The organism is Streptomyces sp. NPDC037288 (genome assembly GCF_055603265.1).
This window is the reverse complement of record NZ_JBVJVY010000025.1, coordinates 108,619-132,984: the sequence shown is the minus strand read 5'-3', so window position 1 is coordinate 132,984 and position 24,366 is coordinate 108,619. Positions and strand designations below refer to the sequence as shown.

At 71.3% G+C, this 24,366-nt stretch carries 21 protein-coding genes; 4 read left to right on the top strand and 17 right to left on the bottom strand.

Features of this window, described 5'->3' with window-relative positions:
- Positions 1-287, bottom strand: a 287-nt coding sequence (locus tag ACZ7GZ_RS26390) for a carboxyl transferase domain-containing protein (RefSeq protein ID WP_471027840.1), incomplete at its 3' end; no start/stop codon positions are given.
- Between the two features lie 342 nt (positions 288-629).
- Here ACZ7GZ_RS26390 and ACZ7GZ_RS26385 point away from each other — a divergent pair.
- A complete protein-coding gene (locus ACZ7GZ_RS26385; protein WP_471027838.1) occupies positions 630-1,238 on the top strand; it encodes a YceI family protein in 609 nt (202 codons plus the stop codon).
- A 44-nt stretch (positions 1,239-1,282) separates the two neighbouring features.
- On the opposite strand, the gene ACZ7GZ_RS26380 is transcribed toward ACZ7GZ_RS26385, so the two are convergent.
- Together ACZ7GZ_RS26380 and ACZ7GZ_RS26375 are read right to left on the bottom strand one after the other, a co-directional pair.
- Positions 1,283-2,656 carry a hypothetical protein gene (locus ACZ7GZ_RS26380; protein ID WP_471027837.1) on the bottom strand — a complete coding sequence of 458 codons (1,374 nt, stop codon included), beginning with the start codon at positions 2,654-2,656 and terminating at the stop codon, positions 1,283-1,285.
- Between the two features lie 47 nt (positions 2,657-2,703).
- Complete coding sequence (locus ACZ7GZ_RS26375) at positions 2,704-5,715, bottom strand: glycoside hydrolase family 3 N-terminal domain-containing protein (RefSeq protein ID WP_471027836.1); 3,012 nt, start codon at positions 5,713-5,715, stop codon at positions 2,704-2,706.
- A gap of 191 nt (positions 5,716-5,906) precedes the next feature.
- On the opposite strand from ACZ7GZ_RS26375, the gene ACZ7GZ_RS26370 reads away from it, so the two are divergent.
- Positions 5,907-6,503 carry a GOLPH3/VPS74 family protein gene (locus ACZ7GZ_RS26370; protein ID WP_471027834.1) on the top strand — a complete coding sequence of 199 codons (597 nt, stop codon included), beginning with the start codon at positions 5,907-5,909 and terminating at the stop codon, positions 6,501-6,503.
- A gap of 3 nt (positions 6,504-6,506) precedes the next feature.
- On the opposite strand, the gene ACZ7GZ_RS26365 is transcribed toward ACZ7GZ_RS26370, so the two are convergent.
- The 7 genes from ACZ7GZ_RS26365 to ureA all read right to left on the bottom strand — a co-directional run bounded on the left by ACZ7GZ_RS26365 (position 6,507) and on the right by ureA (position 14,356).
- Entirely contained in the window at positions 6,507-6,932 is a 426-nt protein-coding gene (locus ACZ7GZ_RS26365) for a VOC family protein (RefSeq protein ID WP_471027833.1), read from the bottom strand.
- A 13-nt stretch (positions 6,933-6,945) separates the two neighbouring features.
- Positions 6,946-8,556 carry a citramalate synthase gene (gene cimA, locus ACZ7GZ_RS26360; RefSeq protein WP_471027831.1) on the bottom strand — a complete coding sequence of 537 codons (1,611 nt, stop codon included), beginning with the start codon at positions 8,554-8,556 and terminating at the stop codon, positions 6,946-6,948.
- 285 nt (positions 8,557-8,841) lie between these two features.
- On the bottom strand, positions 8,842-10,161 hold the full coding sequence (locus ACZ7GZ_RS26355; RefSeq protein ID WP_471027829.1) for an MFS transporter: 1,320 nt from the start codon (positions 10,159-10,161) through the stop codon (positions 8,842-8,844).
- A gap of 95 nt (positions 10,162-10,256) precedes the next feature.
- Positions 10,257-10,862, bottom strand: a complete 606-nt coding sequence (locus ACZ7GZ_RS26350) for a TetR/AcrR family transcriptional regulator (protein ID WP_471027828.1) — start codon at positions 10,860-10,862, stop codon at positions 10,257-10,259.
- Positions 10,863-10,879: 17 nt separating this feature from the next.
- Positions 10,880-11,920: an agmatine deiminase family protein gene (locus ACZ7GZ_RS26345; protein WP_471027826.1), complete on the bottom strand. Its 1,041-nt coding sequence runs from the start codon at positions 11,918-11,920 to the stop codon at positions 10,880-10,882.
- 16 nt (positions 11,921-11,936) lie between these two features.
- A complete protein-coding gene (locus ACZ7GZ_RS26340) occupies positions 11,937-13,661 on the bottom strand; it encodes an urease subunit alpha (RefSeq protein WP_471027824.1) in 1,725 nt (574 codons plus the stop codon).
- Positions 13,658-14,356 (bottom strand): urease subunit gamma, encoded by a 699-nt coding sequence (ureA, locus tag ACZ7GZ_RS26335; protein ID WP_471027823.1) that lies wholly within the window; start codon positions 14,354-14,356, stop codon positions 13,658-13,660. The genes ACZ7GZ_RS26340 and ureA overlap by 4 nt, the downstream gene beginning before the upstream one ends.
- 144 nt (positions 14,357-14,500) lie before the next feature.
- Here ureA and ACZ7GZ_RS26330 point away from each other — a divergent pair, with 144 nt between their 5' ends.
- Positions 14,501-15,949, top strand: coding sequence for a cytosine permease (locus ACZ7GZ_RS26330; RefSeq protein WP_471027822.1), 1,449 nt, complete (start codon positions 14,501-14,503; stop codon positions 15,947-15,949).
- Here the strand turns inward: ACZ7GZ_RS26330 and ACZ7GZ_RS26325 are convergent.
- The 7 genes from ACZ7GZ_RS26325 to ACZ7GZ_RS26295 all read right to left on the bottom strand — a co-directional run bounded on the left by ACZ7GZ_RS26325 (position 15,946) and on the right by ACZ7GZ_RS26295 (position 22,816).
- A complete protein-coding gene (locus ACZ7GZ_RS26325) occupies positions 15,946-17,034 on the bottom strand; it encodes a branched-chain amino acid aminotransferase (RefSeq protein WP_471027820.1) in 1,089 nt (362 codons plus the stop codon). The two genes, ACZ7GZ_RS26330 and ACZ7GZ_RS26325, sit on opposite strands and share 4 nt — an antisense overlap.
- A gap of 241 nt (positions 17,035-17,275) precedes the next feature.
- On the bottom strand, positions 17,276-18,319 hold the full coding sequence (locus tag ACZ7GZ_RS26320; protein WP_471027819.1) for a 3-isopropylmalate dehydrogenase: 1,044 nt from the start codon (positions 18,317-18,319) through the stop codon (positions 17,276-17,278).
- A 98-nt stretch (positions 18,320-18,417) separates the two neighbouring features.
- Positions 18,418-18,549, bottom strand: a complete 132-nt coding sequence (locus ACZ7GZ_RS26315) for a hypothetical protein (RefSeq protein WP_107100810.1) — start codon at positions 18,547-18,549, stop codon at positions 18,418-18,420.
- 448 nt (positions 18,550-18,997) lie between these two features.
- The gene (locus ACZ7GZ_RS26310; RefSeq protein ID WP_471027817.1) at positions 18,998-19,537 is read right to left on the bottom strand and encodes a GNAT family N-acetyltransferase; all 540 of its coding nucleotides are present in this window, start codon (positions 19,535-19,537) and stop codon (positions 18,998-19,000) included.
- A gap of 260 nt (positions 19,538-19,797) precedes the next feature.
- Complete coding sequence (locus tag ACZ7GZ_RS26305) at positions 19,798-20,178, bottom strand: alpha/beta fold hydrolase (protein ID WP_471027844.1); 381 nt, start codon at positions 20,176-20,178, stop codon at positions 19,798-19,800.
- A 31-nt stretch (positions 20,179-20,209) separates the two neighbouring features.
- The gene (gene pruA, locus ACZ7GZ_RS26300; protein ID WP_471027816.1) at positions 20,210-21,841 is read right to left on the bottom strand and encodes an L-glutamate gamma-semialdehyde dehydrogenase; all 1,632 of its coding nucleotides are present in this window, start codon (positions 21,839-21,841) and stop codon (positions 20,210-20,212) included.
- A gap of 48 nt (positions 21,842-21,889) precedes the next feature.
- On the bottom strand, positions 21,890-22,816 hold the full coding sequence (locus tag ACZ7GZ_RS26295; protein WP_471027815.1) for a proline dehydrogenase family protein: 927 nt from the start codon (positions 22,814-22,816) through the stop codon (positions 21,890-21,892).
- Positions 22,817-22,981: 165 nt separating this feature from the next.
- On the opposite strand from ACZ7GZ_RS26295, the gene ACZ7GZ_RS26290 reads away from it, so the two are divergent.
- A complete protein-coding gene (locus ACZ7GZ_RS26290) occupies positions 22,982-24,355 on the top strand; it encodes a PucR family transcriptional regulator (protein WP_471027813.1) in 1,374 nt (457 codons plus the stop codon).
- Positions 24,356-24,366 lie beyond the last annotated feature (11 nt).

The window sequence follows — 24,366 nt, the reverse complement described above, 5'->3', positions numbered from 1 at the left end:
CCCCAGCCGGTGATCACCCCGTCGGTGTACGGCTTCTTCGCCTCCAGGCCGAAACCGGTCGCCCGGTGCCGGCGCAGCTGCTCGACCTCCTGGAACGACCCCGGGTCCAGGAGCAGCTCGATCCGCTCCCGCGCGGTCAGCTTGCCCTTGGCGTGCTGCGCCTCGGTCGCCTTCTCGCTCGGGCCCGCCACGGCCTGGGCACGAATCTCGTGCAGCTCGGCGACCCGTCCGCGCGCGTCCGTCGGCTCGCCGGTCGGCTCACCCGTCGTCTCTTCCAAAACGGTCATGTAGCGACCTTACGAAGGATGCCAAGGAAAGCGAGCCGTCGATTCCGTACAGTCTCCGGCCCGGTTTCCTGGTGCCAGTGAACAGAACCATGGCGACATGCAGCCCTTCCGACTGCTCACAGGGCATCAGCGTTGTGGGGAGGACACAAAGACGTCATCCGAGAGCCACCCCACATTCGCACGGCACGGATGCCATCCCCAGAGTGACACGGACCCTCGGGCGGCGGTCCCGGGGGCACACACGCCCGGCGGGTGCTGTTGAAACTCGAACTAAATGGAGTTACCGTCGAAGCAGGTTGTTTAACCTTCAACAGATCGCTCGAACACTCCTTGGAGCACGACATGGGCTTCTTCAGCCGCAAGGACAGCACCCCCGCGACCACCGCCACGGCGACCGCCACGGGCCCCGACCTCACCACGCTGACCGGCGACTACACGATCGACCCGGCGCACACCACGATCGGTTTCGTCGCCCGGCACGCCATGGTCACCAACGTCAGGGGCGGCTTCCACGACGTCACCGGCACGCTGCACCTGGACGGGGCGGACCCCAGCAGGTCCACCGCCACGCTCGACATCAAGATGGACAGCATCGACACCGGCAACGCCGACCGGGACGGGCACCTGAAGTCGTCCGACTTCTTCAAGACCGACGAGTTCCCGGTCATGACCTTCCGCTCCACCAAGGCGCAGGCCCTGGGCGGCGACGACTACCGCGTCACCGGCGACCTCTCCCTGCTCGGCGTGACCAAGCCGATCACCATCGACCTGGAGTTCCACGGCGCCGCGAAGGACCCGTTCGGCAACGAGCGCGTCGGCTTCGAGGGCCGGGCCGAGATCCTCCGCTCGGAGTGGGGCCTGACCTGGAACGCGGCACTGGAGACCGGCGGCGTCCTCGTCTCCGACAAGATCAAGCTGAACTTCGGCATCTCGGCCGTCAAGAACGCGTGAGAACCACGGAGGCGGAGGGGGGACGAGGACCGCGCGGGTCGGCTTCAGAATCCGCCGCCGAAGTCGCCCCCGCCCCCGCTGTCCCCTCCGCCGAAGTCGCCGCCGTCCCCGAACCCGCCCCCGAAGTCCCCGGGGTCGAAGTCCGTGCCGGACACGTCGCCGCCCGTGTGATCGCCCCCGAAGTCACCGCCGTACCCGGAGCCGAAGTCGCCGTAGCCCGTGCCGTAGTCTGCGGCGTACGACGGCGTGGCCATGACGCTGCCGAGCAGGGTGCCGACGAGCAGGCCGGGCAGGATGCCGCCGCCGAAGTAGCCGCCCGCCCAGGGGCCGTAGGCGGGACCCGCGTCCCAGTACGGGCGGCGGCCGTAGTCCGTGTCGACCTCGCGGATCACCGGGTCGCGGCCGTCGGCCAGCCGAGTGGCGTCGGCCGCGCAGACGGGGACCTGACGCTCGGCGCCGCCGGGCGGGGTCCAGCCGGCGTCGGTCACCGAGGGGCCGTGACGCGGGTCGAAGAAGCAGGGCGGGCGGCGCTCGGGCAGGGGGCGGCCGTCGCGGCGGGCGGCCAGCCGGGCCAGGCAGAAGCGGCCGCCCTCCAGGGCCTCGGTGACCGTGCGCACGTCCTCCGGGCGGCTCGCCTGCGCCATGCGCTGTTTGGCGGTGTCGTAGGCGTCGAGGGCGTGCTCGTAGTCGGCGCGCATCGCGTCGTCGGCGCCGGGCCCGGCCGGCTGGAAGTCGAGGCGGTCCAGTTCCTCGCCGAAGGCGGTGATGTCCTCGTCCACGACCACCCGGAGACGGTCGAGGGCGGCCCGCTGTTCTTCCTCGCGGCGGCGGCGGTTGCGGCGGACCAGCGCGTACGCTCCCACGCCGCCCGCGACCACCACCGCACCGACCGCGATCAGGGCCGCACCCGACACGCCGCCGCCTCCGCCGCCCCAGCTCTTCGGGGCGTGGCCGCCCATGTTGGCCAGGGCTCGGTCGGTGAAGTCGGTGAGCTGGGCCTTGGCCGGCTCGCCCTGGACGCTCGTCACCAGGTTGCGCCGGGCCGTCGCCGACATGACGGAGGCGTCGGCGCGGGCGTCGAAGCGGTCGCCGAGACGGATGCCGTACAGGCCGGTGATGCCGGTGGCCGCGCGGAGCCGGGAGAACAGGTTCGCCGTCGGGTAGTCGGCGGGGAGCACCGCGATGAACAGTGGTTTGTCCGCGTCCTTGATGCGTTTGGCGAGCGCGTCGGCGTCCGCCTTCGACAGCTGGGCCGAGGCGGCCGGGTCGACGTAGACCGGGCCCTTGCTCAGGGCCTGGGCGATCGTGGAGACGCCGGTCTGCGCGCTCGCCGCGGGCGCGAACAGGGTCGCCATGGTCAGGGCGAGGGCGGCCAGCAGCAGTGCTGGGAGGCTTCGGGTCCGCAGGACGGCCTTCATGCTTCGAAGCTACCCGAAGCCTCCCGTCATCGGGCGAACGGCCTCGGTTACACGGCCCGGTACGCCTCCGTCAGCCTCTCCACCGCCCTTCCGTACCGCCCGGTCGTCAGCAGGTGGTCGGCGTCGGCGAAGGGTTTCGCCACCGCCGGTGTCATCCGCTCCCCCACCCGGTTCTGGACGATCAGCCGCGCCTTGGTCACCAGCGCGCGGCCGGCCCGGTCGGCGCCCGCCCGTTCGGCCGCCGTCGCCGCCGCAGCCAGCGCCTTCAGGGCGGCCGTACCGCCGCGCGGGACACCGGTGCGCGTGGTCAGGCCCCAGCCGTACGGGAACTGGGGGTCGTACGACGTGTCGCCCACGTTGATCGGCAGTTGCGACTCGGACTTCGGCCAGGTGACCGGCAGCTGTCCGGTGAAGGGCCGCTTGCCGTAGAGGACGTCGGCGACGCCCTCACCCTCGGTGCCGGGCAGCCAGGAGGCCACCAGCGCGTCGATCGTGCCGAGCCGGTCGCCGACCAGCTGCGGGCGGCCGGAGACGATCAGCACCGCGCACTTCATGGCCGCGCACACCCTGTCCACGGCCGCCCGGTCGGCGGCGGACAGCTGCAGGCCGTGGCCGTTGCCGACGTCGCCGACGCCCTCGGCGTACGGGGTCTCACCGACGACGACCACGCCGACGTCGTAACCCCCCAGAGGTGCCGAGGCGTCCTTGGAGTACGTGACGTCCCCGCCGGCCTCGCGCATGCCCCGCAGGATGGTCGTGCCCCGGGTGTGGGTGCCGGACGCGCCCTGCCAGGTGACGGTCCAGCCGCCGGTCTGGTTGCCGAGGTCGTCGGCGTTCGACCCGGCGACGTACACCTTCTCGCTCTTCTTCAGCGGCAGGACGTTGCCGCTGTTCTTCAGCAGGACCTGCGACTCGGCGGCTGCCCGGCGGGCGACCGCGCGGTGGGCCGGGGAGCCGATGGCGGCGGCGCCGCTGGTGTCGGCGTAGGGGTGCTCGAAGAGGCCGAGCCTGAACTTCTGGGTGAGGATGCGGGAGACGGCGTCGTCGATCCGCCGCTCGCTGATCCGGCCCGCCCTCACCTCGTCGACGAGGGTGGTGCCGAAGTCCTTGTACCCGTACGGCACCATCATCATGTCGACGCCCGCGTTCACCGCCGTGCGGACGTGGGCGGCGTAGTCGCCGGGGAGCTGGTCGATGGCGTTCCAGTCGCTGATGACGAAGCCGGCGAAGCCCATCCGGCCCTTGAGCACGCCGTTGATCATGTCGCCGCGGGCGTGCATCCTCACCGCGCCCCGGCCGTCGCCGGCGATGTCGAGGGAGGAGTACGACGGCATGACCGTGCCGATGCCCCGCTCGACGGCGGTCCGGTACGGCGCCAGGTGGAGGTCCTCCAGTTGCTGCCGGGTGACCGTGGTGACGCCCTGGTCGATGGTGTAGGTGCCGGTGGTGGAGGAGCCGTAGGCGGTGCCGCCGTCGCCGACGAAGTGCTTGGCGGTGGCGAGCACCTTGTCGTTGCGGCTCAGGTCCCGTCCGTCGGCCCGGCCCTGGAGGCCCTGGATGACGGTTTCCATGGACCGCACGAGGGCCGGGTCCTCACCGAAGGACTCGTAGGCGCGGCCCCAGCGTTCGTCACGGCTCACGCACAGGCAGGGTGCGAAGTCCCAGGGGATGCCGGTGGCGCGGACCTCGGCGGCCGTCACCTCGCCCGTCTTCTCGGCGAGTTGGGGGTCCCGGGTGGCGCCGAGGCCGATGTTGTGCGGCATGATCGTGGCGCCGGTCAGGTTGTTGTGGCCGTGGACCGCGTCGACGCCGTAGACCAGCGGGACCTGGAAGCGGGTCGCCCGCGCCCGGAGCTGGAAGCCGTCGATCATCTCGGCCCAGGCCTCTGGGGTGTTGGGCGTGGGCGTGGAGCCGCCGCCGGACAGCAGCGAACCGAGTGCGTACGTCGCGACGTCACCACCGCTGCCGACGGCCCCGCGCTCGGCCTGCGTCATCTGCCCGGCCTTCTCCTGCGGGGACATCCGGGAGAGCAGGTCGGCGACGCGCTCGCGCACGGGCAACTCGGCGTTCAGGTAGGGCAGTCCATGGGCGTCGACGACGATCTGCGGGTTCTCGTCGGGGGCCTTGGCGCCGGTGACCGTGAGCTTGAGCGGGATGGTCTCGGCCGGTTCGGCGGCCTTGTCCTTGCGGGTGGGCACCTCGATGGTCCGCGCCGCGCCCGAGGCGGTGCCGGCCGGGAAGGTGAGGGTGCCGGAGACGGGCGGGTAGTCCTGGCCGGCGGTGGCGGTGCCGCCCTGGGTGGTGTACGTGACCGTCACGGGGTCGTCGACGGGCCGGTCGCCGGTCGTGGCCAGGGTGACCTTCACCTTGGCGGTGCCGCCCTGCCGGACCGGGTAGACGGGCGCGTCGGTGCTGACGGAGGCGCGCAGCGACTGGTCGGCCCCGCCGTACAGCTCGACGTCGTCCATGGCGAAGTCGCCCTTGGTGCCGGGCGGGAGGGTGACGGCGTACCCCCACGTCCGTGTGAGACCGAGGATGTGGTCGATGCCGCCGACGGGCTGGTAGTCGGTGCGGTACTGGAAGTCGGTGAAGGGGATCTCGATGCGCTTCCAGCCGGTGAAGTCGTCGGTGAAGGAGGTCGTCCAGAGTTCCGAGGCCTCGCCGTTCGCGCCGCCGTCCTTGATCTCGAAGGCGATCTTCCTGCCGTTGTCCCGGCCGTCCCACCAGAAGCGGACGCCCTGGTGGGCGGACCAGTCGTGGGCGGGCCGGTCGGCGGCGAAGTCATGGGTGAAGCCGCCGTAGCCGCTGATGTCGTAGGTGCCGGTGAGGACCTTGGCGCCCTCGGGGGCGTCGGCGCGGTCGGCGAGGTGGAGGGCGGGCGGGTCGTCGGCGTCGCTCCCCCAGGTGAAGATGCCGTCGGCGGGCTGGGAGGCGAAGGGGACCTCGCCCTCGAAGCGGTCGACGGGGACGGGTGACGGGTCGCCTGCGGCGTGGGCGGCGGACAGGGGCAACAGGGCGGCGATCAGGGCCCCGGAGACGAGCAGGGCGGTTCGCGGCATAGACCTTCCCTCGGCTCTCGCGGTTCACTCATGGCTTAGATCACGCCGTGAGTTAACTAACGGCCCACAGACCCGTCAAGACGTCAGGTCAGCCATTCCCCCGCGGCTCCAGCAGACGAGCGGACAGCGCGATTCATGGAAACGACGGTCGCCATGCTGCGCTTCCCGGCTTCGCGGCCCATGGTAGGGCTATGACCACACCGCAGGATCTTTTCCTCGTCTGCCTCGACGTGCCCGGCGATCATCCCGTCGAGCAGGGTGATCTGTCGCTGGCGCTCGCGGGGGCCGAGCTGATCGATCTGCTCGGCGCGCGGGCCCTCGTCCTGGACGGTGAGCGCATCGTGCCCGGCCCGGTGCTGACCACGGGTGACCGGATGCTGGACGAGGCCGGGGCGGCGCTGGTGCGGAAGGAGCCCTACGAGACGGTCGAGGACTGGCTGTGGCGCCGGGGGGAGGGGCTGGCCGTGGCCTATCGCGACGCGCTGGACGCCGAGGGACAGCTCTCGGGGAAGCGGCAGCGCTGGCCCCGCCGCGCCGACAAGACGGCGGCCGACACCCCGGCCCGGCGGCATGCCGCCGACCGCTGGTGGTCCCGTGAGCCGGTGCTCACCGGGCTCGGCGCCACCCTGGGCATCCAGGGCGAGCGGCCGTCCGAGGAGAGGCCCGGCGACGAGGCGGTCGTCACCGTCCTGGTGGCGGTCGGCGACGCGGTGACCGAGCTGGAGGCCGTGCGTGAGCGGCGGCGCATCGAGAACGTGGCCTTCGACAACATCTGGCGGGCGCCCTGACCGTCAGAAGACCAGCTGGCCGATGCCCATCAGGTTGCCCTCGCTGTCCCGGAACCAGGCGGCCCGCTCCCCGCGGGCGCCCTTGCTCGGGTAGTTGCCCTCGATCTCGGCGATGCCGTCCCGGGTGCGGAAGCCGGGCGCGTCCACGTCCTCGAACACCACCCCGCGCCGCCTCAGCTCCGCGACGACCGCGTCCAGGTCGTCGACCTCGAAGCCCATCTGGGTGAAGGTGCCGGGCGAGGCCCCGGTGGAGCGGAACACCACGAAGTCGATCCCGCCGCACCGGTACAGCAGCCCGCCGGGGCGTTCGTCGACGGGTTCGAGGCCGAGCTTGTCGGCGTAGAAGCGCCGGGCCCGCTCCAGGTCCCCGGCGGGCAGCCGGGTGGCCACGCGGGCCCGGGACAGCAGATCGGCGTTGTCTGTGGTCATGCCTCCACTGTGACTACTCCGCCGGCTCCACGCCCGCCCGCAGCAGGCCGTACGTGTACGCGTCCTCCAGGGCCTGCCAGGAGGCGGCGATGACGTTTTCGGCCACGCCGACCGTGGACCACTCGCCGGAGCCGTCCGAGGTGGAGATCAGGACCCGGGTGGTGGAGGAGGTGCCGTGCTTGCCCTCCAGGATGCGGACCTTGTAGTCGACCAGGTCGAGCTTGGCCAGCTGCGGGTAGATCTTCTCCAGCGCGACGCGCAGGGCGCGGTCGAGGGCGTTGACCGGGCCGTTGCCCTCCGCGGTGGCGACGATCCGCTCCCTCTTGGCCCACAGCTTGACGGTGGCCTCGTTGGCGTGGGTGCCGTCGGGGCGGTCTTCGACGATCGCCCGCCAGGACTCCACGTCGAAGTACTTCAGCGGGCGGCCCTCCACCTCGGTGCGCAGCAGGAGTTCGAAGGAGGCGTCGGCGGCCTCGTACGTGTAGCCGTTGAGCTCCCGCTCCTTCACGCGCTCGACCACCCGGCCGATCAGCTCCCGGTCGCCGCCGAGGTCGATGCCGAGCTCCTTGCCCTTCAGCTCGATCGAGGCGCGGCCGGCCATGTCGGAGACGAGCATGCGCATGGTGTTGCCGACCAGCTCGGGGTCGATGTGCTGGTACAGGTCCGGGTCCACCTTGATCGCGGAGGCGTGCAGGCCGGCCTTGTGCGCGAAGGCGGAGACCCCGACGTAGGGCTGGTGGGTGGACGGGGTGAGGTTGACGACCTCGGCGATGGCGTGCGAGATCCGGGTCGTCTCGCGGAGCTTGCCGTCGGGCAGCACCTTCTTGCCGTACTTCAGCTCCAGTGCGGCGACGACCGGGAAGAGGTTGGCGTTGCCGACGCGCTCGCCGTAGCCGTTGGCCGTGCACTGCACATGGGTGGCGCCCGCGTCGACGGCGGCGAGTGTGTTGGCGACCGCGCAGCCGGTGTCGTCCTGGGCGTGGACGCCGAGCCGGGCGCCGGTGTCGGCGAGGACGGTGGAGACGACGGCGTGGACCTGGGCGGGGAGCATGCCGCCGTTGGTGTCGCAGAGGATGACGACGTCGGCGCCGGCCTCCGCCGCCGTACGGACGACCGCCTTGGCGTACTCGGGGTTGGCGCGGTAGCCGTCGAAGAAGTGCTCGCAGTCCACGAACACCCGGCGGCCCTGGTCCTTCAGGTACGACACGGTGTCGCGGACCATCTCCAGGTTCTCGTCCAGGGTGGTGCGCAGGGCCAGCTCCACATGCCGGTCGTGCGACTTGGCGACCAGGGTGATCACCGGGGCACCGGACTGCAGCAGGGCCTTGACCTGCGGGTCCTCGGCGGCTTTGGCGCCGGCGCGGCGGGTGGCGCCGAAGGCGACCAGCTGGGCGTGCTTGAAGTCGATCTCCGCCTGCGCGCGGGCGAAGAATTCGGTGTCGCGCGGGTTCGCGCCGGGCCAGCCGCCCTCGATGAAGCCCACGCCGAAGTCGTCCAGGTGCCGTGCGATGGCGAGCTTGTCCGCGACGGTGAGGTTGATTCCCTCGCGCTGCGCGCCGTCGCGCAGCGTCGTGTCGAAGACGTGGAACGAGTCGTCGAGCTCGCTGGTTGCCGTCTCGGTCATGGTCTCAAGGCTCCTGTTGTGAATCTTCGGTCTTACCGGAATGACCGGCTCCACCGTCCCCCCAATGGTCCCTCGCGCTGCGCTCCCGGCTGAAGGTGGGCCGGAAAACGAAAAAACCCCTCGCGGGTGCGAGAGGTCTGCGCGCGGGTCGAGGACGACGGTGGCCACCCGCACCTGTTCGTACGAGGTGGTCACTGCGGACCGGCGCGCCTGCTGCCCATAATCATGGCGAACGAGAGCACGGGGGCAGTTTGGCACAACCCCGCCCCCGGCTCGCCGCCCGTCTCAGGATGCGGGCGTCAGACTGGACTCCCCGGAGCCCGCTCCGGCTTCCTGGCCGGCCTTCACGCGGGTCAGATCCAGGTCCCGCGTCTCCCGCATGGTGACGTACACCACGAGGGACACGGCGGCACAGCCCGCCACGTACCAGTAGAAGCCGGACTCGGTCCCGGCCTTCTTGAACCACAGGGCGATGTATTCCGCGGTACCGCCGAAGAGGGCGTTGGCGAGGGCGTACGGCAGGGCCACGCCGAGCGCGCGGACCCCGGTCGGGAACAGCTCGGCCTTCACGCAGGCGTTGATCGAGGTGTAGCCGGTGACGACGACCAGCGCGAGCAGGGCGAGCCCGAGGGCCGGCCAGTAGCCGTCCACGTGCTTGAGCAGGGTCATGACGGGCACCGTGAGGAGGGTGGAGCCGACCGCGAAGGTGATCAGCAGCGGGCGCCGGCCGATCCGGTCGGAGAGGGCGCCCGCGAGGGGCTGGAGCGCGGCGAAGACGATCAGGGCGGTGAAGGACACGAGCGTCGCCGTCTGCTTGGACAGGCCGGCCGAGTTGGACAGGTACTTGGTCAGATAGGTGGTGTAGGTGTAGTACGCGACCGTGCCGCCCATGGTGAGGGCGATGACCAGGAACGCCTCCCGCTTGTGCGCCCACAGCGCGCGCAGGGTGCCGCGCTCCTCGGCGTGCGAGTCGTCCTCCTCGTACACCTCGCTCTCCAGCATGTTGCGCCGCAGGTAGAAGATGACGGCGGCGCCGAGCGCGCCCACGACGAACGGGATGCGCCAGCCGTAGCTGTGCAGGGCGCTGTCGGACATGGTCCGCTGCAGGATGATCTGCAGGCCGAGGCCGACGATCTGGCCGGCGGTCATGGAGACGTACTGGAAGCTGGAGGCGAAGCCGCGCCTCTTCGGGTCCGAGGCCTCGGTCAGGTAGGTGGCGCTGGCCGCGTACTCGCCGCCCACGGACAGGCCTTGCAGCAGGCGGGCGACGAGCAGCACCAGCGCGCCGCCGTAGCCGGCGACCGCGTAGGTGGGGGCGACCGCGATGAGGACCGCCGACGCCGACATCAGTGTGACGGTCAGCGTCAGCGCCGCCTTGCGGCCCTTGCGGTCACCGACCCTGCCGAGCAGCCAGCCGCCCACGGGCCGCATGAAGAACCCGACGGCGAAGATGCCCGCGGTGTTCATGAGTTGGGCGGTGGGATTGCCGCTCGGGAAGAACGCGCCGGCGAAGTAGGTGGCGAAGCTCGCGTACACGAACCAGTCGAACCACTCGACCATGTTGCCCGCCGAACCGACCCAGATCTTCTTCCAGTGTTGTCCCATGGGCCGTTACTTGCCCGGCCCGGGAGGAAACGATTCCTTTACCCGCGCCCCGCGGGAGCGTGGAAACCGCGCAGGCAACCACGACGGCGCCGCGGTTACGGCGCGAGGAGCGCATCCTCGATGAACTCCCGTACGTGCGCCAGCACGTGCCCGCGGTCAGTCCCGCGCAGCCCGATCGCGACGTGGATGGAGAAACCGTCGAGCAGCGCACGCAGCCGGGAGGCGAAGCGATCCGCGTCCACCCGGCGGAACTCACCCCTCGAAACGCCCTCTGCGATCAGCGCGACCAGGTCCCGGTGCCACGCCCCCTCGATCGCCGCCTGCCGGAGGCGGGCTTGCTCGTCCGCGTTCTGCGAGCGGTTCCAGACCTCCAGCCACAGCGTCCAGTGCGGATCGCGGTGGCCGTCGGGCACGTACAGGTCGACGTAGGCGGAAAGGCGCTCGCTCGCGGTCCCGGAGCCGGTGAGCAGCCGGCCCCGCTCCCCGCCCAGCCGCCCCTCGCTCCACTCCAGGGTCTGCAGCAGCAGTTCGTCCTTGGAGCGGAAGTAGTACAGGAGATGGCCGCTGCTCATGCCGACCTGGCGGCCGAGCGCCGCCATGGTGAGCTTCTCCAGACCGCGTTCGGCGATCATGTCCATGGCGGCGGCGAGAACCTCCTCGCGCGGCGGCGCGTTCTTCCGCGCCCGGGCCGCACCGGCCATCCCTGACTCCTACACGTTCATGCCTTCGGCTGCTGCTGGGTGATGCAGTGGATGCCGCCCCCACCCGCAAAGATCGTACGCGCGTCCACCAGGGTGACCGTCCGCTCGGGGAACAGGCGGCGGAAGATACCGGCGGCGATCTCGTCGCGCGGGTCGTCGAAGCCGCACAGGACGACGCCGCCGTTGCAGAGGTAGTGGTTGATGTAGGAGTAGTCGGCCCAGTGTCCGTCGGCCTCCAGGGCGGCCGGGGCGGGGACCTCCACGACCTCCAGGCGGCGGCCACGCGCGTCGGTCGCCGCCTTCAGGATGCCGATGACCTCCTTGGTGACCTCGTGGTCGGGGTGGGCGGGGTCCGGCTGGGAGTGCGCCACGACGACACCCGGCCGTGCGAAGGCGGCGACGATGTCGACGTGGCCGAGGGTGCCGAAGCCGTAGGGAGGGTAGTCGCCGGTCAGACCGCGCGGCAGCCAGATCGCCTTCTCCGTGCCGAGGTGGGCGTGGATCTCGGCCTCGACCTGCTCCTTCGACCAGTGCGGATTGCGCTCGGGGCCCAGCTGGACCGTCTCGGTGAGCAGCACCGTGCCCGCGCCGTCGACGTGGATCGCGCCGCCCTCGTTGACCAGCTTCGAGGCGTACGTCCTGGCGCCCGCGAGGTCGGAGACATACGCGGCGATCTTGGAGTCGTGCTCCCAGCGGGCCCAGTCCTGCGCGCCCCAGCCGTTGAACGTCCAGTCCACGGCGGCCAGTTCACCCCTACCGTTGGTGAGGAAGGTGGGCCCGATGTCCCGCATCCAGGCGTCGTCCAGGTCCCGCTCGACGGTGTCGACGTCCGGGCCGAGCAGCGCCTGCGCCTCGGCCGACTGGCCGGGGCCGCAGACCACGGTCACGGGCTCGAAGCGGCGGATCGCACGGGCCACCGAGGCCCAGGCGGCGCGGGAGGCGGCGAGGTCGTCCGGGTCGTCGAAGGTGGGGTTGGGGCCCGGCCACGCCATCCAGGTGCGCTCGTGCGGGGTCCACTCGGCGGGCATGCGGAAGCCGTCGGCGGCGGGGGTGGTCATGTGAGATCCCTGATGGTTAGAGGAAGTACAGGCGGTTGAGGGAGACGGAGTCGGCGGGCTCGGAGCTGAGCGGATCGCCGTCGAGGGTGACCAGACCGGTGCGCCGGTCGACGTCGACGGCTCCGATACGGGCGTTCAGCCGCAGGTCGGCGGGGCCGATGCCCCGGGTGCCGCGCACGGCGACCCGGCGCCGCCGGGTGGGCATCGTGTCGTTGCCCTGGTCGACGGCCGCCTGGGCGACGAACGCGACGGAGATGTCGGCGGCCGTGGCGCCGTACGAGCCGAACTGCGGGCCCAGGACGAGGGGTTCGCAGGTGTCGGTGGCCGCGTTGGGGTCGCCGACCACGCCGTACGCCGGGAAGCCGGACTTCAGCACCAGCTGCGGCTTGGCGCCGAAGTACTCCGGGCGCCACAGCACGATGTCCGCGAGCTTGCCGACCTCGATCGAGCCGATCTCGTGCGCGAGGCCGTGGGCGATGGCCGGGTTGATCGTCAGCTTGGCCATGTAGCGCAGGACGCGGGCGTTGTCGTCGCCCTCGCCGTCGCCCTCCAGGGGGCCCAGCTCGGCCTTCATCTTCCCGGCCATGGCGAACGTACGGCGGACCGTCTCACCGGCGCGGCCCATGCCCTGGGCGTCGGAGGAGGTGATGCCGATCGCGCCCAGGTCGTGCAGCACGTCCTCGGCGCCCATCGTGCCGGCCCGGATGCGGTCGCGGGCCATCGCGGCGTCGCCGGGCAGGTCCGGCTTGAGGTCGTGGACGGAGACGATCATGCCGTAGTGCTCGGCGACCGCGTCCCGGCCGAAGGGCAGGGTCGGGTTGGTGGAGGAGCCGATCACGTTGGGGACACCGGCCATCTTCAGCACGTTCGGCACGTGTCCACCGCCGCAGCCCTCGATGTGGAAGGCGTGGATGGTGCGGCCCTCCAGCACCTTCAGGGTGTCCTCGACCGACAGGCACTCGTTCAGGCCGTCGCTGTGCAGGGCGACCTGGACGTCGTGCTCCTCGGCGACCCGCAGCGCGGTGTCCAGGGCGCGGGTGTGGGCGCCCATGTCCTCGTGCACCTTGAAGCCGGAGGCCCCTCCCTCGGCCAGCGCCTCGATCAGGGGCGCGTCGTGCGACGACGAACCCCGGCCCAGGAAGCCGATGTTGACCGGCCAGGCGTCGAAGGCGTTGAAGGCGTGGCGCAGTGCCCAGGGCGAGTTGACGCCGACGCCCCACACCGGGCCGAACTCCTGCCCGATGATCGTGGTCACCCCGGAGGCGAGGGAGGCCTCCATGATGCGCGGCGACAGCAGATGGACGTGGGTGTCGACGGCCCCGGCGGTGGCGATGAGCCCCTCGCCGGACACGATGGAGGTGCCGGTGCCGACGACCACGTCGACGCCGTCGAGGGTGTCGGGGTTGCCGGCGCGTCCGATGGCGCAGATCCGGCCTTCCCGGATGCCGACGGACACCTTGCGGATGCCCTGCGCCGCGTCGATCACGACGACGTTGCTGATCACGACGTCGCAGGTCTCGCGGACGGCGGCGGCCTTGAGGTGCAGTCCGTCACGGGCGGTCTTGCCGAAGCCGGCCAGGAACTCGTCGCCGTAGCGCTGGGAGTCGGACTCGACGCGGATGGTCAGGCCCGAGTCGCCGAGGCGGACGCGGTCGCCGGCGCGGGGGCCGTGGGTGGCTGCGTAGGCGTGCGGGTCGATGTGGATCGCCCGGCTCACCTCGCGTCCCTTCGAGCGGCTCATCGCCTTTCGCCTCCGTCCGTCGTCGCTCCCAGGTATCCGCAAGCGGCGGCCCTGCGCAGGGCCTCGTCCTTCGCGCCGGGCGCGTCCAGCGGCCCGTCGACCAGTCCGGCGAAGCCGACGGCGATCCGCTCGCCGCCGATCGGCACCAGCCCGACCTCCTCGTTCTCGCCCGGCCCGAACCGGACCGAGGATCCGGCGGGTACGGCGAGCCGCATGCCGTAGGCCTTGTGGCGCTCGAAGTCCAGGCGCGGGTTGGCCTCGAAGAAGTGGAAGTGGGAGGTGACGGAGACCGGCACGGTCGCGGTGTTGGTGACCGGCAGCCGGACGACCGGAGCGGGGTCGGTGTGCTGGGGCCCGGGCAGCAGCGCGCCCGGTGCCCGCTCGCCGAGGCCGCCGCCGATGGGGTCGGAGACCACCGCGAGCCGGGAGCCGTCGTCGAAGACCGCCTCGACCATCACCTCGGTGACGACGTCGGCGACGCCCGGCAGTACGTCCTCGGGGCCGAGCACGGACCGGGCCGCGTCGATGGCCTCGGCGAGCCGCCTGCCGTCCCGGGCCGCCTCGCACACGGTGTCCGCGATCAGCGCGGTCGCCTCCGGGACGTTCAGCCTGAGGCCGCGCGCCCGGCGGGCCCGGGCCAGCTCGGCGGCTCCGAAGAGCAGCAGCCGGTCACGTTCCGTGGGGGTGAGTCTCACGTCGCGGCACCTCCTTGCCATCACTCGATTAGAGCACCACTCTAAACACAGAATTCTTGAAACAGAAGCATTGACTGCAGGGCGAGGCTTCGCGGACATTGAACGTCGCTCTAACTCTCTGGCGGTAGTCGAAGGAGACCAGCCATGCCGATAGAACAGCGCGGAGTCGACACCATCCCGGACGAGGAGCGGACCAGCGGTCCGCGCGACCTCGTCTCGATCCTGCTCGGCTCCAACCTCTGCCTCGGAGTGATCATCTTCGGGTGGCTGCCGCCGTCCTTCGGGCTCGGCTGGTGGGCGTCGGTGAGCGCGGTCGTGGCAGGCACGGTGGTCGGTACGGCCGTCACGGCCCCGCTCGCCCTCATCTCCCTGCGCACCGCGACCAACCTGTCCACCTCCTCCGGCGCCCAGTTCGGCGTCCGGGGCCGGCTGGTCGGCTCGGTGGTCGGTCTGCTGCTCGCCCTCGGCTACACGGCGCTGACCGTGTGGATCGGCGGCGACGTGATGCTGAGCGTGCTCGGCCGGCTCTTCGGGGTGCCGGCGGACGGGGTGTCGTACGCCCTCGTCTACGCGGTGCTCGCGGCGGCGACCGTCGCGGGCGCGGTGTACGGCTACCGGGTGCTGCTCGCCATGTCCCGCGTCCTCGCCATCGGCATGACGGCCCTGCTGGTCCTCGGGATCGTCGCCTACGCCCCGCACTTCACCACCGCGGCGCTACCCGACGCGGGCGGCTATCTGCTCGGCTCGTTCTGGCCGACGTGGTTCCTGGCGGCGGTCGCCGCGGGCCTGTCCGGTCCCATCGCCTTCATCACCCTGCTCGGCGACTACACCCGCTACATCTCGCCGTCCCGGCACTCCAGCCGCCGGGTGCTGCACGCCACCTGGCTCGGGCTGATCCTCGGCCTGCTGGTGCCGCAGCTGTTCGGCACCTTCACGGCGTACGCCGCCCACTCGGCCACCGACTACGCGGGCCCGCTGGTGGTGGCCTCCCCCACCTGGTACCTGGTCCCGCTGCTGCTGTCCGCGTCCGCCGGCTCGGTCGGCAACGCCGGCCTGATGCTGTACTCCATGGGCCTGGACCTGGACGCGATCCTGCCGAAGGCCTCCCGCGCCCGGGCCACCTACACGGTCGCCGTCGTCGCCACGGTCTGCGTCTTCGTCGGCCACTACGCCTGGAACGCGCAGTCCGCGATGACGTCCTTCGTGCTGCTGCTCACCGCCATCGGCACCCCGTGGGCCGTCATCACCCTCATCGGCTTCGCCCGCTGCCGGGGTGTGTACGACGCCGACGCCCTGCAGGTCTTCAACCGCCGTTCGCAGGGCGGTGTCTACTGGTACCGGGCGGGGTGGAACGTACGGGCGACCGTGTCCTGGGCGCTGGGTGCCGGGGTCGGCCTGCTGGCGGTGTCCCTGCCGACGTACCAGGGACCGCTGCTGCGCCTGACCGGCGGGGTGGACTGCAGCTTCCTGCTGTCGGGCGCGGTCGGCGGGGTGGTGTACCTGCTGCTGACGTTGCGCACGGAACGGACGAGGGCCGCCCTGGAACCCGGCGGGGAACCCGAGGCGGCCCTGAGCGTGTCCGGCAACGGCTAGCCGATCTTGTGCATCCAGCCGTGCTTGTCCTCGGCCGTCCCGCGCTGGAGGTCGAGGAGGGCCTGGCGCAGGCGGACGGTGACCTCGCCGGGGGTGCCGTCACCGTGGGTCCAGGCGTCCGTCTTGGTCTTGACGTGACCGATGGGCGTGACCACGGCGGCGGTGCCGCAGGCGAAGACCTCGGTGAGCGCGCCGGAGGCCGCGTCCTCGCGCCACTGCTGGAGGGTGACCACGCCCTCCTCGGCGGTGTAGCCGAGATCGCGGGCGACCTGGAGCAGGGAGTCGCGGGTGATCCCCTCCAGGATCGAGCCGGTCAGCTCCGGGGTGACGATCCGGTCGCCGTAGACGAAGGCGACGTTCATGCTGCCGCTCTCCTCGACCTTGGTGCGGGTGACCGCGTCCAGGTAGACGACCTGGTCGCAGCCGTGCGCGGCGGCCTCGGCCTGCGGGAGCAGGGAGGCGGCGTAGTTGCCGCCGGTCTTGGCGTCACCGGTGCCGCCGGGGACGGCACGGACGTGGTCCTCGGAGACCCAGATGGTGACCGGCTTGACGCCACCGGCGAAGTAGGCGCCGGACGGCGAGGCGATGAGCATGAACAGGTACTCGTTCGCCGGGTGCACGCCGAGCGCCGCCTCCGTGGCGAACATGAACGGGCGCAGGTACAGCGACTGCTCGCCGCCGTGCGGCGGGACCCAGTCGACGTCCTGGGTGAGCAGCGCGTCCAGCGCGGCGATGAAGAGCTCCTCGGGCAGCTCGGCCATGGCCATGCGGCGGGCGGAGTTGCGGAAGCGGCGGGCGTTCGCCTCGGGGCGGAACAGCGCGATCGAGCCGTCGGGCTGGCGGTAGGCCTTCAGCCCCTCGAAGATCTCCTGGCCGTAGTGCAGGACGTGGGTGGAGGGGTCGAGGGAGATCGGGCCGTACGGGACGAGCTGGGCGTCGTGCCAGCCGCGGCCCTCGGTCCACTTGATCGTCACCATGTGGTCGGTGAAGTGGCGGCCGAACCCGGGGTCGGCCAGGATCGCCTCGCGCTCGGCGGCGGCGAGGGGGCTGGCGGAGGGCTTGAGCTCGATCGTGGGCGTCGTCATGTGTTGTCCTTCACCGGTTGTAGTGACAGGCCGCTTATACATCCCGCACACGGCCGGTGGCCGGTGATAGGACGTCCGAGCATTCCCTCATACCGCGGCTCCGCGTTCGATTATCGCGCGGTGGCCGCGGCCGACGGAACGGGGGTGAAAGCGACCCAGGGGTTGATGGTGGCACCCGGCGAGGCACAGGAAAAGCCGCCGGGTGCGGATGCGACCCGGCGGCTCGAGGAGTGGCGCGGGGTCAGCCGGCTACTCGTACGGCGAGCGCGTCGCCGATCTGCGAGGTGCTGCGGGCACCCAGCCCGGCGCGCTCGGTGAGGTCGGCGGTGACGGCCGTGTCGATGCGGTCCGCCTCCGAGTCGTAGCCGAGGTGGCGCAGCAGCAGGGCGACGGACAGCACCGTGGCGGTGGGGTCGGCCTTGCCCTGGCCCGCGATGTCCGGGGCCGAGCCGTGCACGGGCTCGAACATCGAGGGGAACTCACCGGACGGGTTGATGTTCCCGCTCGCGGCGACGCCGATGCCGCCGGAGACGGCCGCGGCGAGGTCGGTGATGATGTCGCCGAAGAGGTTGTCGGTGACGATGACGTCGAACCGGCCCGGGTCGGTGACCAGGTAGATCGTGGCCGCGTCGACGTGGATGTAGTCGGTGGTGACCTCGGGGAACTCCTGGGCCACCTGGTTGAAGATGTTCGTCCACAGGTGCCCGGCGAAGGTCAGCACGTTGTTCTTGTGGACCAGCGTGAGCTTCTTGCGCGGGCGGGCCTGGGCACGGGCGAAGGCGTCGCGGACCACCCGCTCGACACCGAAGGCCGTGTTGACGGACACCTCGGTGGCGACCTCGTGCTCGGTGCCCTTGCGGATGGTGCCGCCGTTGCCGGTGTACGGGCCCTCGGTGCCCTCGCGGACGACGACGAAGTCGATCTCCGGCTGGCCGGCGAGCGGGGTCGCGACACCGGGCAGCAGCTTGCTCGGCCGCAGGTTGACGTGGTGGTCGAAGGCGAAGCGGAGCTTGAGCAGGAAGCCGCGCTCCAGGACGCCGGACGGCACCGACGGGTCGCCGATGGCGCCGAGCAGGATGGCGTCGTGCCGCTTCAGCGCGTCGAGGTCGGCGTCGGTGAGGGTCTCACCCGTGGCGTGGTAGCGCTGGGCGCCGAAGTCGTACTCCTTGGTCTCCAGCTTCACATCCTGCGGCAGGACGGCGGAGAGGACCTTGAGACCTTCGGACACGACCTCCTGGCCGATGCCGTCACCCGGGATCACTGCGAGATTGATGCTGCGAGACATGCGGGCACCCTACTCCTCGTCCCAGGTACTGACATGACCCTTCCACGATGCGGACAACCGGACGGCTGTGCTCCGCGGGTGGATCCGGCGGGCGGCGCTCAGTGGCCGGTCTCGCCGCCGTTGTCGCGGCGGTCGAGGGCGCGCTGGAGGGCGGCGGCGGCGTTCTTGCGGTCGGACTCGCTCGCGCGGGACACGTGGCGGACTCGGCGGCGGACGGTCGTCTCGGCCATGGGAATCGACTCCTTCGGCACATGGAGTGCGGCGATGAGGGGTTACGAGACGCCGGGGCGGCGAGCCGAAGGGCCACAGGGGTTGCCTGCTCGGGGCCCGGCTCACGACCGCCATTCGCTTGATCGAGCGAGATGTTCGGCTCCTACAAAACTAAGGGAGCGGCCCACTCCTGTCTGCACAATTACTCGGACTTCCTACTATCTGAGACGGTGGACGCCGTCACACCGCCCTGAGCTGGGCTTTCGTGCGTTCGGGTGACGCCGGGCCGAGGGACCGCAGGGTCTGGATCAGGCCTACCGCACGGCACCGGTCTCCGACCTGACAACGTGGGCGGCGGCCACCTGGGCGCGCTGCGCGAACGGGGCCGGGTGGTCCCGGTCGGCACGATCAGCATGCTGCGCGGTGGCAACACGGGCAAGATCCTGGTCCGCGCCGCATGACGGTAGGTCAGGTCACGTCCCCCTCACGCCAGTCGAAGACCAGCTCGGCACCGGACCCGATCGGCCCGGCGAGCCCGGGCCACAGGTAGACGCCCCCTTCCTCCTCCGGCAGCCGCACGATCCCGTCCGGCGAGAGGGCGTGCACCTGCCCGCCCCACTGCTGCCAGCCCCGCGCCGCGTACAGCGAGGCTCCCTCGTCGCTCGCGGCGAGCGCGCCGAGGTCGTACGCCCGGCCGATCACCCGCTCCAGCTCGCCCGTCACCCGGCCGCCGAGCCCGGTGCGCCGTACGTCGGCCCGTACGGCGACGGCTTCGACGTACCCCGTGCGCAGCCAGCGTCCCCGATGCCGGATGCGCCGCATCACGACGGATCCGTGCGCGGCGAGCCCGGTGTCGTCGTGGACCAGGACATGCAGGCCGCCGCACCCGTGATCCCAGTCGTCGTCGGAGAAGTCCCCGTCGAACGCCTCGTCCAACAGGGTGCGGGCGGCGGCGAGTTCGGCGGGTTCGAGGTCGGCGGTGTGGGCGAGACGCAGTCGGACGGTCATGGGTCCTACTATCGCCCGCCCCACCCCGCGATCGCCTCCCGGAAGCCGTCCGGGCCCTCCGCCCACGGCAGGTGCCCGGCGGCCGGCAGGCTCACCCGGCAAACGCGGGGCAGGGCCTCGGCGAGGGAGTCGACGGCGGTGCGGGGGCGGATGTCGCGAGCACCGTCGATGATCAGGACGGGTGTGTCGAGGGAACTCGACGGACCACTGCAGGACGGCCCGCTCCCGCTCCTCGTCCCCCGTGTGTGCCGTCCGCCCGGTCAGCTCCCGCCAGCGGGTGAGGCGTTCGGGTGATCGCCGAGCCGGTCGAGAAGGTTCGCCTCGTAGGCGGGGTGCCGGTCGGTGTCCGGGCCGATGCCGGTACCGGAGACGTAGATCAGTCCGCTCACCCGCTCCGGATCCGCCAGCGCATGGCTCAACGCGAGCTGGGCGCCCCAGGAATGGCCGAGCAGGGACATCCGCTCCAGCCCGAAGTGCCGCCGCACGGCGTCCGGACCGGCCACGAACCGCTCACTCGTCCAGGGCCCGTCGCAGGGCTCCGAGCGCCCGCATCCCCGCTGACCACACCGGACGACCGGGGTCCGGTGTGGCCGACGGGAGGGGAGGAATGGAGACGGGCCGGGAGGCCTGCTCGGTGGCAGGCCTCCCGGCCCGTGTTCAGGGGGCTGGGGGTCAGCCCATGTGCGGGTAGGTGTAGTCGGTCGGCGCGACCAGGGTCTCCTTGATGGCGCGGGTCAGGGTCCAGCGCAGGAGGTTCTGCGGGGCACCGGCCTTGTCGTTGGTGCCGGAGGCACGGCCACCGCCGAAGGGCTGCTGGCCGACGACGGCGCCGGTCGACTTGTCGTTGATGTAGAAGTTGCCCGCGGCGAAGCGGAGCTTCTCCATCGTGTAGGCAGCGGCGGCGCGGTCGTTGGAGATCACGGAGCCGGTCAGGGCGTAGTCCGACACCGACTCCATCTGCTCCAGCATCTCGTCGTACTTGTCGTCCTCGTAGACATGGACGCCGAGGACCGGGCCGAAGTACTCCGTGCGGAAGACCTCGTTCTCCGGGTCGGTGGAGACGATCACCGTCGGGCGGACGAAGTAGCCGACCGAGTCGTCGTAGCTGCCGCCCGCGATGATCTCGCAGGTCGGGTCGGACTTCGCGCGGTCGATCGCGGCCTTGTTCTTGGCGAAGGCGCGGTCGTCGATCACGGCACCGATGAAGTTCGACAGGTCGGTGACGTCACCCATGGTCAGGTAGTCGACCTCGGCCGCGAACTCCTCCTTGAAGCCCGAGTTCCAGATGGAGGCCGGAATGTAGGCGCGGGAGGTGGCGCTGCACTTCTGGCCCTGGTACTCGAAGGCACCGCGGGTCAGGGCGGTCTTCAGCACCGCGCGGTCGGCCGACGGGTGGGCGACCAGGAAGTCCTTGCCGCCGGTCTCGCCGACCAGACGCGGGTACGAGCGGTACTTCTCGATGTTGGCACCGACCGTCTTCCACAGGTACTGGAAGGTCCTGGTCGAGCCGGTGAAGTGGATGCCGGCGAGGTCGCGGTGGGCCAGAGCGACCTCGGAGACCTCGATGCCGTCACCGGTGACGAGGTTGATGACGCCCTTGGGCAGACCGGCCTCCTCCAGCAGCTGCATCAGGAGGACGGCGGCGTGGGTCTGGGTCGGGGACGGCTTCCAGACCACCACGTTGCCCATCAGCGCGGGGGCGGTCGGCAGGTTGCCCGCGATGGCGCTGAAGTTGAACGGCGTGATCGCGTAGACGAAGCCCTCCAGCGGGCGGTGGTCCAGGCGGTTCCACACGCCCGGGGAGTTCGCCGGGGGCTGCTCGGCGAGGATCTGGCGGGCGTAGTGGACGTTGAACCGCCAGAAGTCGACCAGCTCACAGGGCGTGTCGATCTCCGCCTGCTGGGCCGTCTTCGACTGGCCCAGCATGGTGGAGGCGGCGATCGTCTCGCGCCACGGGCCGGCCAGCAGCTCGGCGGCGCGCAGGATGATCGCGGCGCGGTCGTCGAAGGACATCGCGCGCCAGGCCGGCGCGGCGGCGAGGGCCGCGTCGATGGCGTCCTGCGCGTCCTGCCGGGTGGCGTGGCGCAGGGTCCCGATGACGGCCTTGTGGTTGTGCGGCTGCACCACCTGGAACGGCTCGCCGCCGCCCATCCGCTTCTCGCCGCCGATGGTCATCGGCAGATCGATCGGGTTCTCGGCCAGCTCCTTGAGGTTGGCCTCCAGACGGGCGCGCTCGGGCGAGCCGGGGGCGTAGCCGTGCACCGGCTCGTTGACGGGGGTGGGGACCTGGGTCACAGCGTCCATGAGATCCGAACTCCTTGTACGTGAGCGGGTGTTGGGGCGTTGGCGGGCTCAGCCCTTGCTGACCATCGAGCGGAGGAAGAACCGCAGGTTGGCGGGCTTCTCCGCGAGACGGCGCATGAAGTAGCCGTACCAGTCGGTGCCGTAGGCGGTGTAGACGCGCATGCGGTGGCCCTCGGCGGCCAGCCGCAGGTGCTCGTCGCTGCGGATGCCGTACAGCATCTGGAACTCGTACTCGTCGAGCTTGCGGCCGGCCTTGTGGGCCAGCTCCTGGGCGATGGCGATCAGACGCGGGTCGTGCGACCCGATCATCGGGTACCCCTCGCCCTCCATCAGCGTCTTCAGGATACGGACGTACGCCTTGTCGATCTCGTGCTTCTGCTGGTAGGCGACCTCGGCGGGCTCCTTGTAGGCGCCCTTGACCAGGCGGACGCGGCTGCCGGCGGCGGCGAGGCGGCGGGCGTCGGCCTCGGTGCGGAAGAGGTAGGCCTGGATGACGCATCCGGTCTGCGGGAAGTCCTTCCGCAGCTCCTCGTGGATGGCGAACATCGAGTCGAGGGTGGTGTGGTCCTCGGCGTCCAGCGTCACGGTCGTACCGATGGCGGCGGCGGCCACGACGACCGGGCGGACGTTGGCGAGGGCCAGCTCATGGCCGTTTTCGAGCGCCTGGCCGAACATGGACAGCTTGACGGACATCTCGACCTTCTCGCCGAGCTCCAGCTCCTTGAGGTGGTCGATCAGCGCCAGGTAGGCGTCCCGGGCGGCGGTGGCCTGCTCGGGGGTGGTGATGTCCTCGCCGACGACGTCCATCGTCAGCTCCAGGCCCTTGGCCGTCAGGTCCTTGATGATCGGCACGATGTCGGCCACGGTCTCGCCGGGGATGAAGCGGTCGACGACCTGCTTGGTCACCGGGGCCGCAGAGACCAGGCGTCGCATCCGGTCGCTGCGCGACGCGGCGAGAATCACGGGACCCAGCACGGGGCACCTCCACAGACAAGCACCGAATACGGCCGTCACCCGACGATTCGGGTACGGCGCGGAGAACCACCGTGAAACCTAAGGATCTCTCCGATCGTGAGCCATCGACAGCTGTCACGCATCCGTCCACCGGATCTCAGACAGATGTATGAAGGCAGCCGGAGAATGAGGGAGAATGCCCGAGTGGCGGCGGATTTCAAGGCTTTCAAGGGTGACTACCAGGAGCTGGTGGACGAGATCTCGGAGCTGCTGGGCGTCCCGGCGACCCTGGAGAACCGCGACTTCGAGCTGATCGTCTTCGGCGCGTACGACAGCGAGGGCGACCTGGATCCCTCCGCGCTGGACCCCGTGCGGACCCGCTCGATCCTGACCCGGCGCTCCACGGCCACGGTCCGGACGTGGTTCGAGGGCTTCGGCATCACCCGCGCGACCGGCCCGGTGCGGATCCCGGCGAGCCCGGAGGCCGGGGTGTACCGCGGCCGGATCTGCCTCCCCGTTCGCCATCGGGGTGTCGTCCTCGGTTATGTGTGGCTGCTGGAGAGCGACCCGGGACCGACGGACGCGCAGCTGGCCGCCGCGATGCAGGTGGCCGGCCGGATCGGCGCGCTGCTCGCGGACGAGGCGGAGGCCGGGGCCGGGCTGAGCCGGGAGCTGCGGGCGGTGCTCACCGCGGAAGGCGGGTGGCAACGGGACATGGCGGTGGCGGAGCTGCGCACGGCGCTCGGCGCCCGCGCGGACGGCCCCGTCACCCTGGTGTGCGTGGCGCCCTGGCCGTCGGCCGACCCGGACGACGCCCCGGCCGCCCGTACGATCCCGCACGCGACGGCGCTGTGCACGCTGCCGTGGGGGGCGTCCGGGCAGAGTCTCGCGTTGCTGATCCGGCTGCGGACCCCGGAGACGAGCACGCCCGCGCTGGCGGCTGCCGCGAGGGTGCTGAAGGAGGCCGAAGGGGCTCGGCGGGCGCCGGGAGGCACGGGGCGCGGGGCCGGGGCTTGGACTGGGACTGGGACTGGGGCCGGAACGGCCGGAGCCGGAACCAGGGCGGCCGGAGCTGCCGCCGAGGGGTTGTCCGGGCCCGCCCGGGCCGTCGCGGGGTCGACCGGCCCGGCCCGGGCCGTCGCGGGCGCCGGGTGCGCCGCCGGGGTCGGCGAACCCCGCGTCGGTCTCGGTGATCTGGGGACGGTGTGGCAGGAGGCCGCCGCGGCGGCGCGCGCCGCGCTGGCCGAGCCACGGTTCGGGCCGGTCGCCCAGTGGGCGCACATCGGGCCGTACCGGCTGCTGACATCCCTGCCGCCGCAGGCCGCGCACGATCCCGTGGTCGGCCCGCTCCTCGTCCCCGCCCACCGGGAACTGGCCCGCACCGCCGAGGTCTACCTCGACTGCGCGGGCCAGGCGGGCCGCACCGCCGCGGAGCTGGGCATCCACCGCCAGACCCTGTACTACCGCCTCTCCCGGGTGGAACAGCTGACCGGCCTCGACCTGGACGACGGCGAGGACCGGCTGCTGCTGCACATGGCGCTGAAACGGGCCCGGCTGTAGCCGGCCGGGGT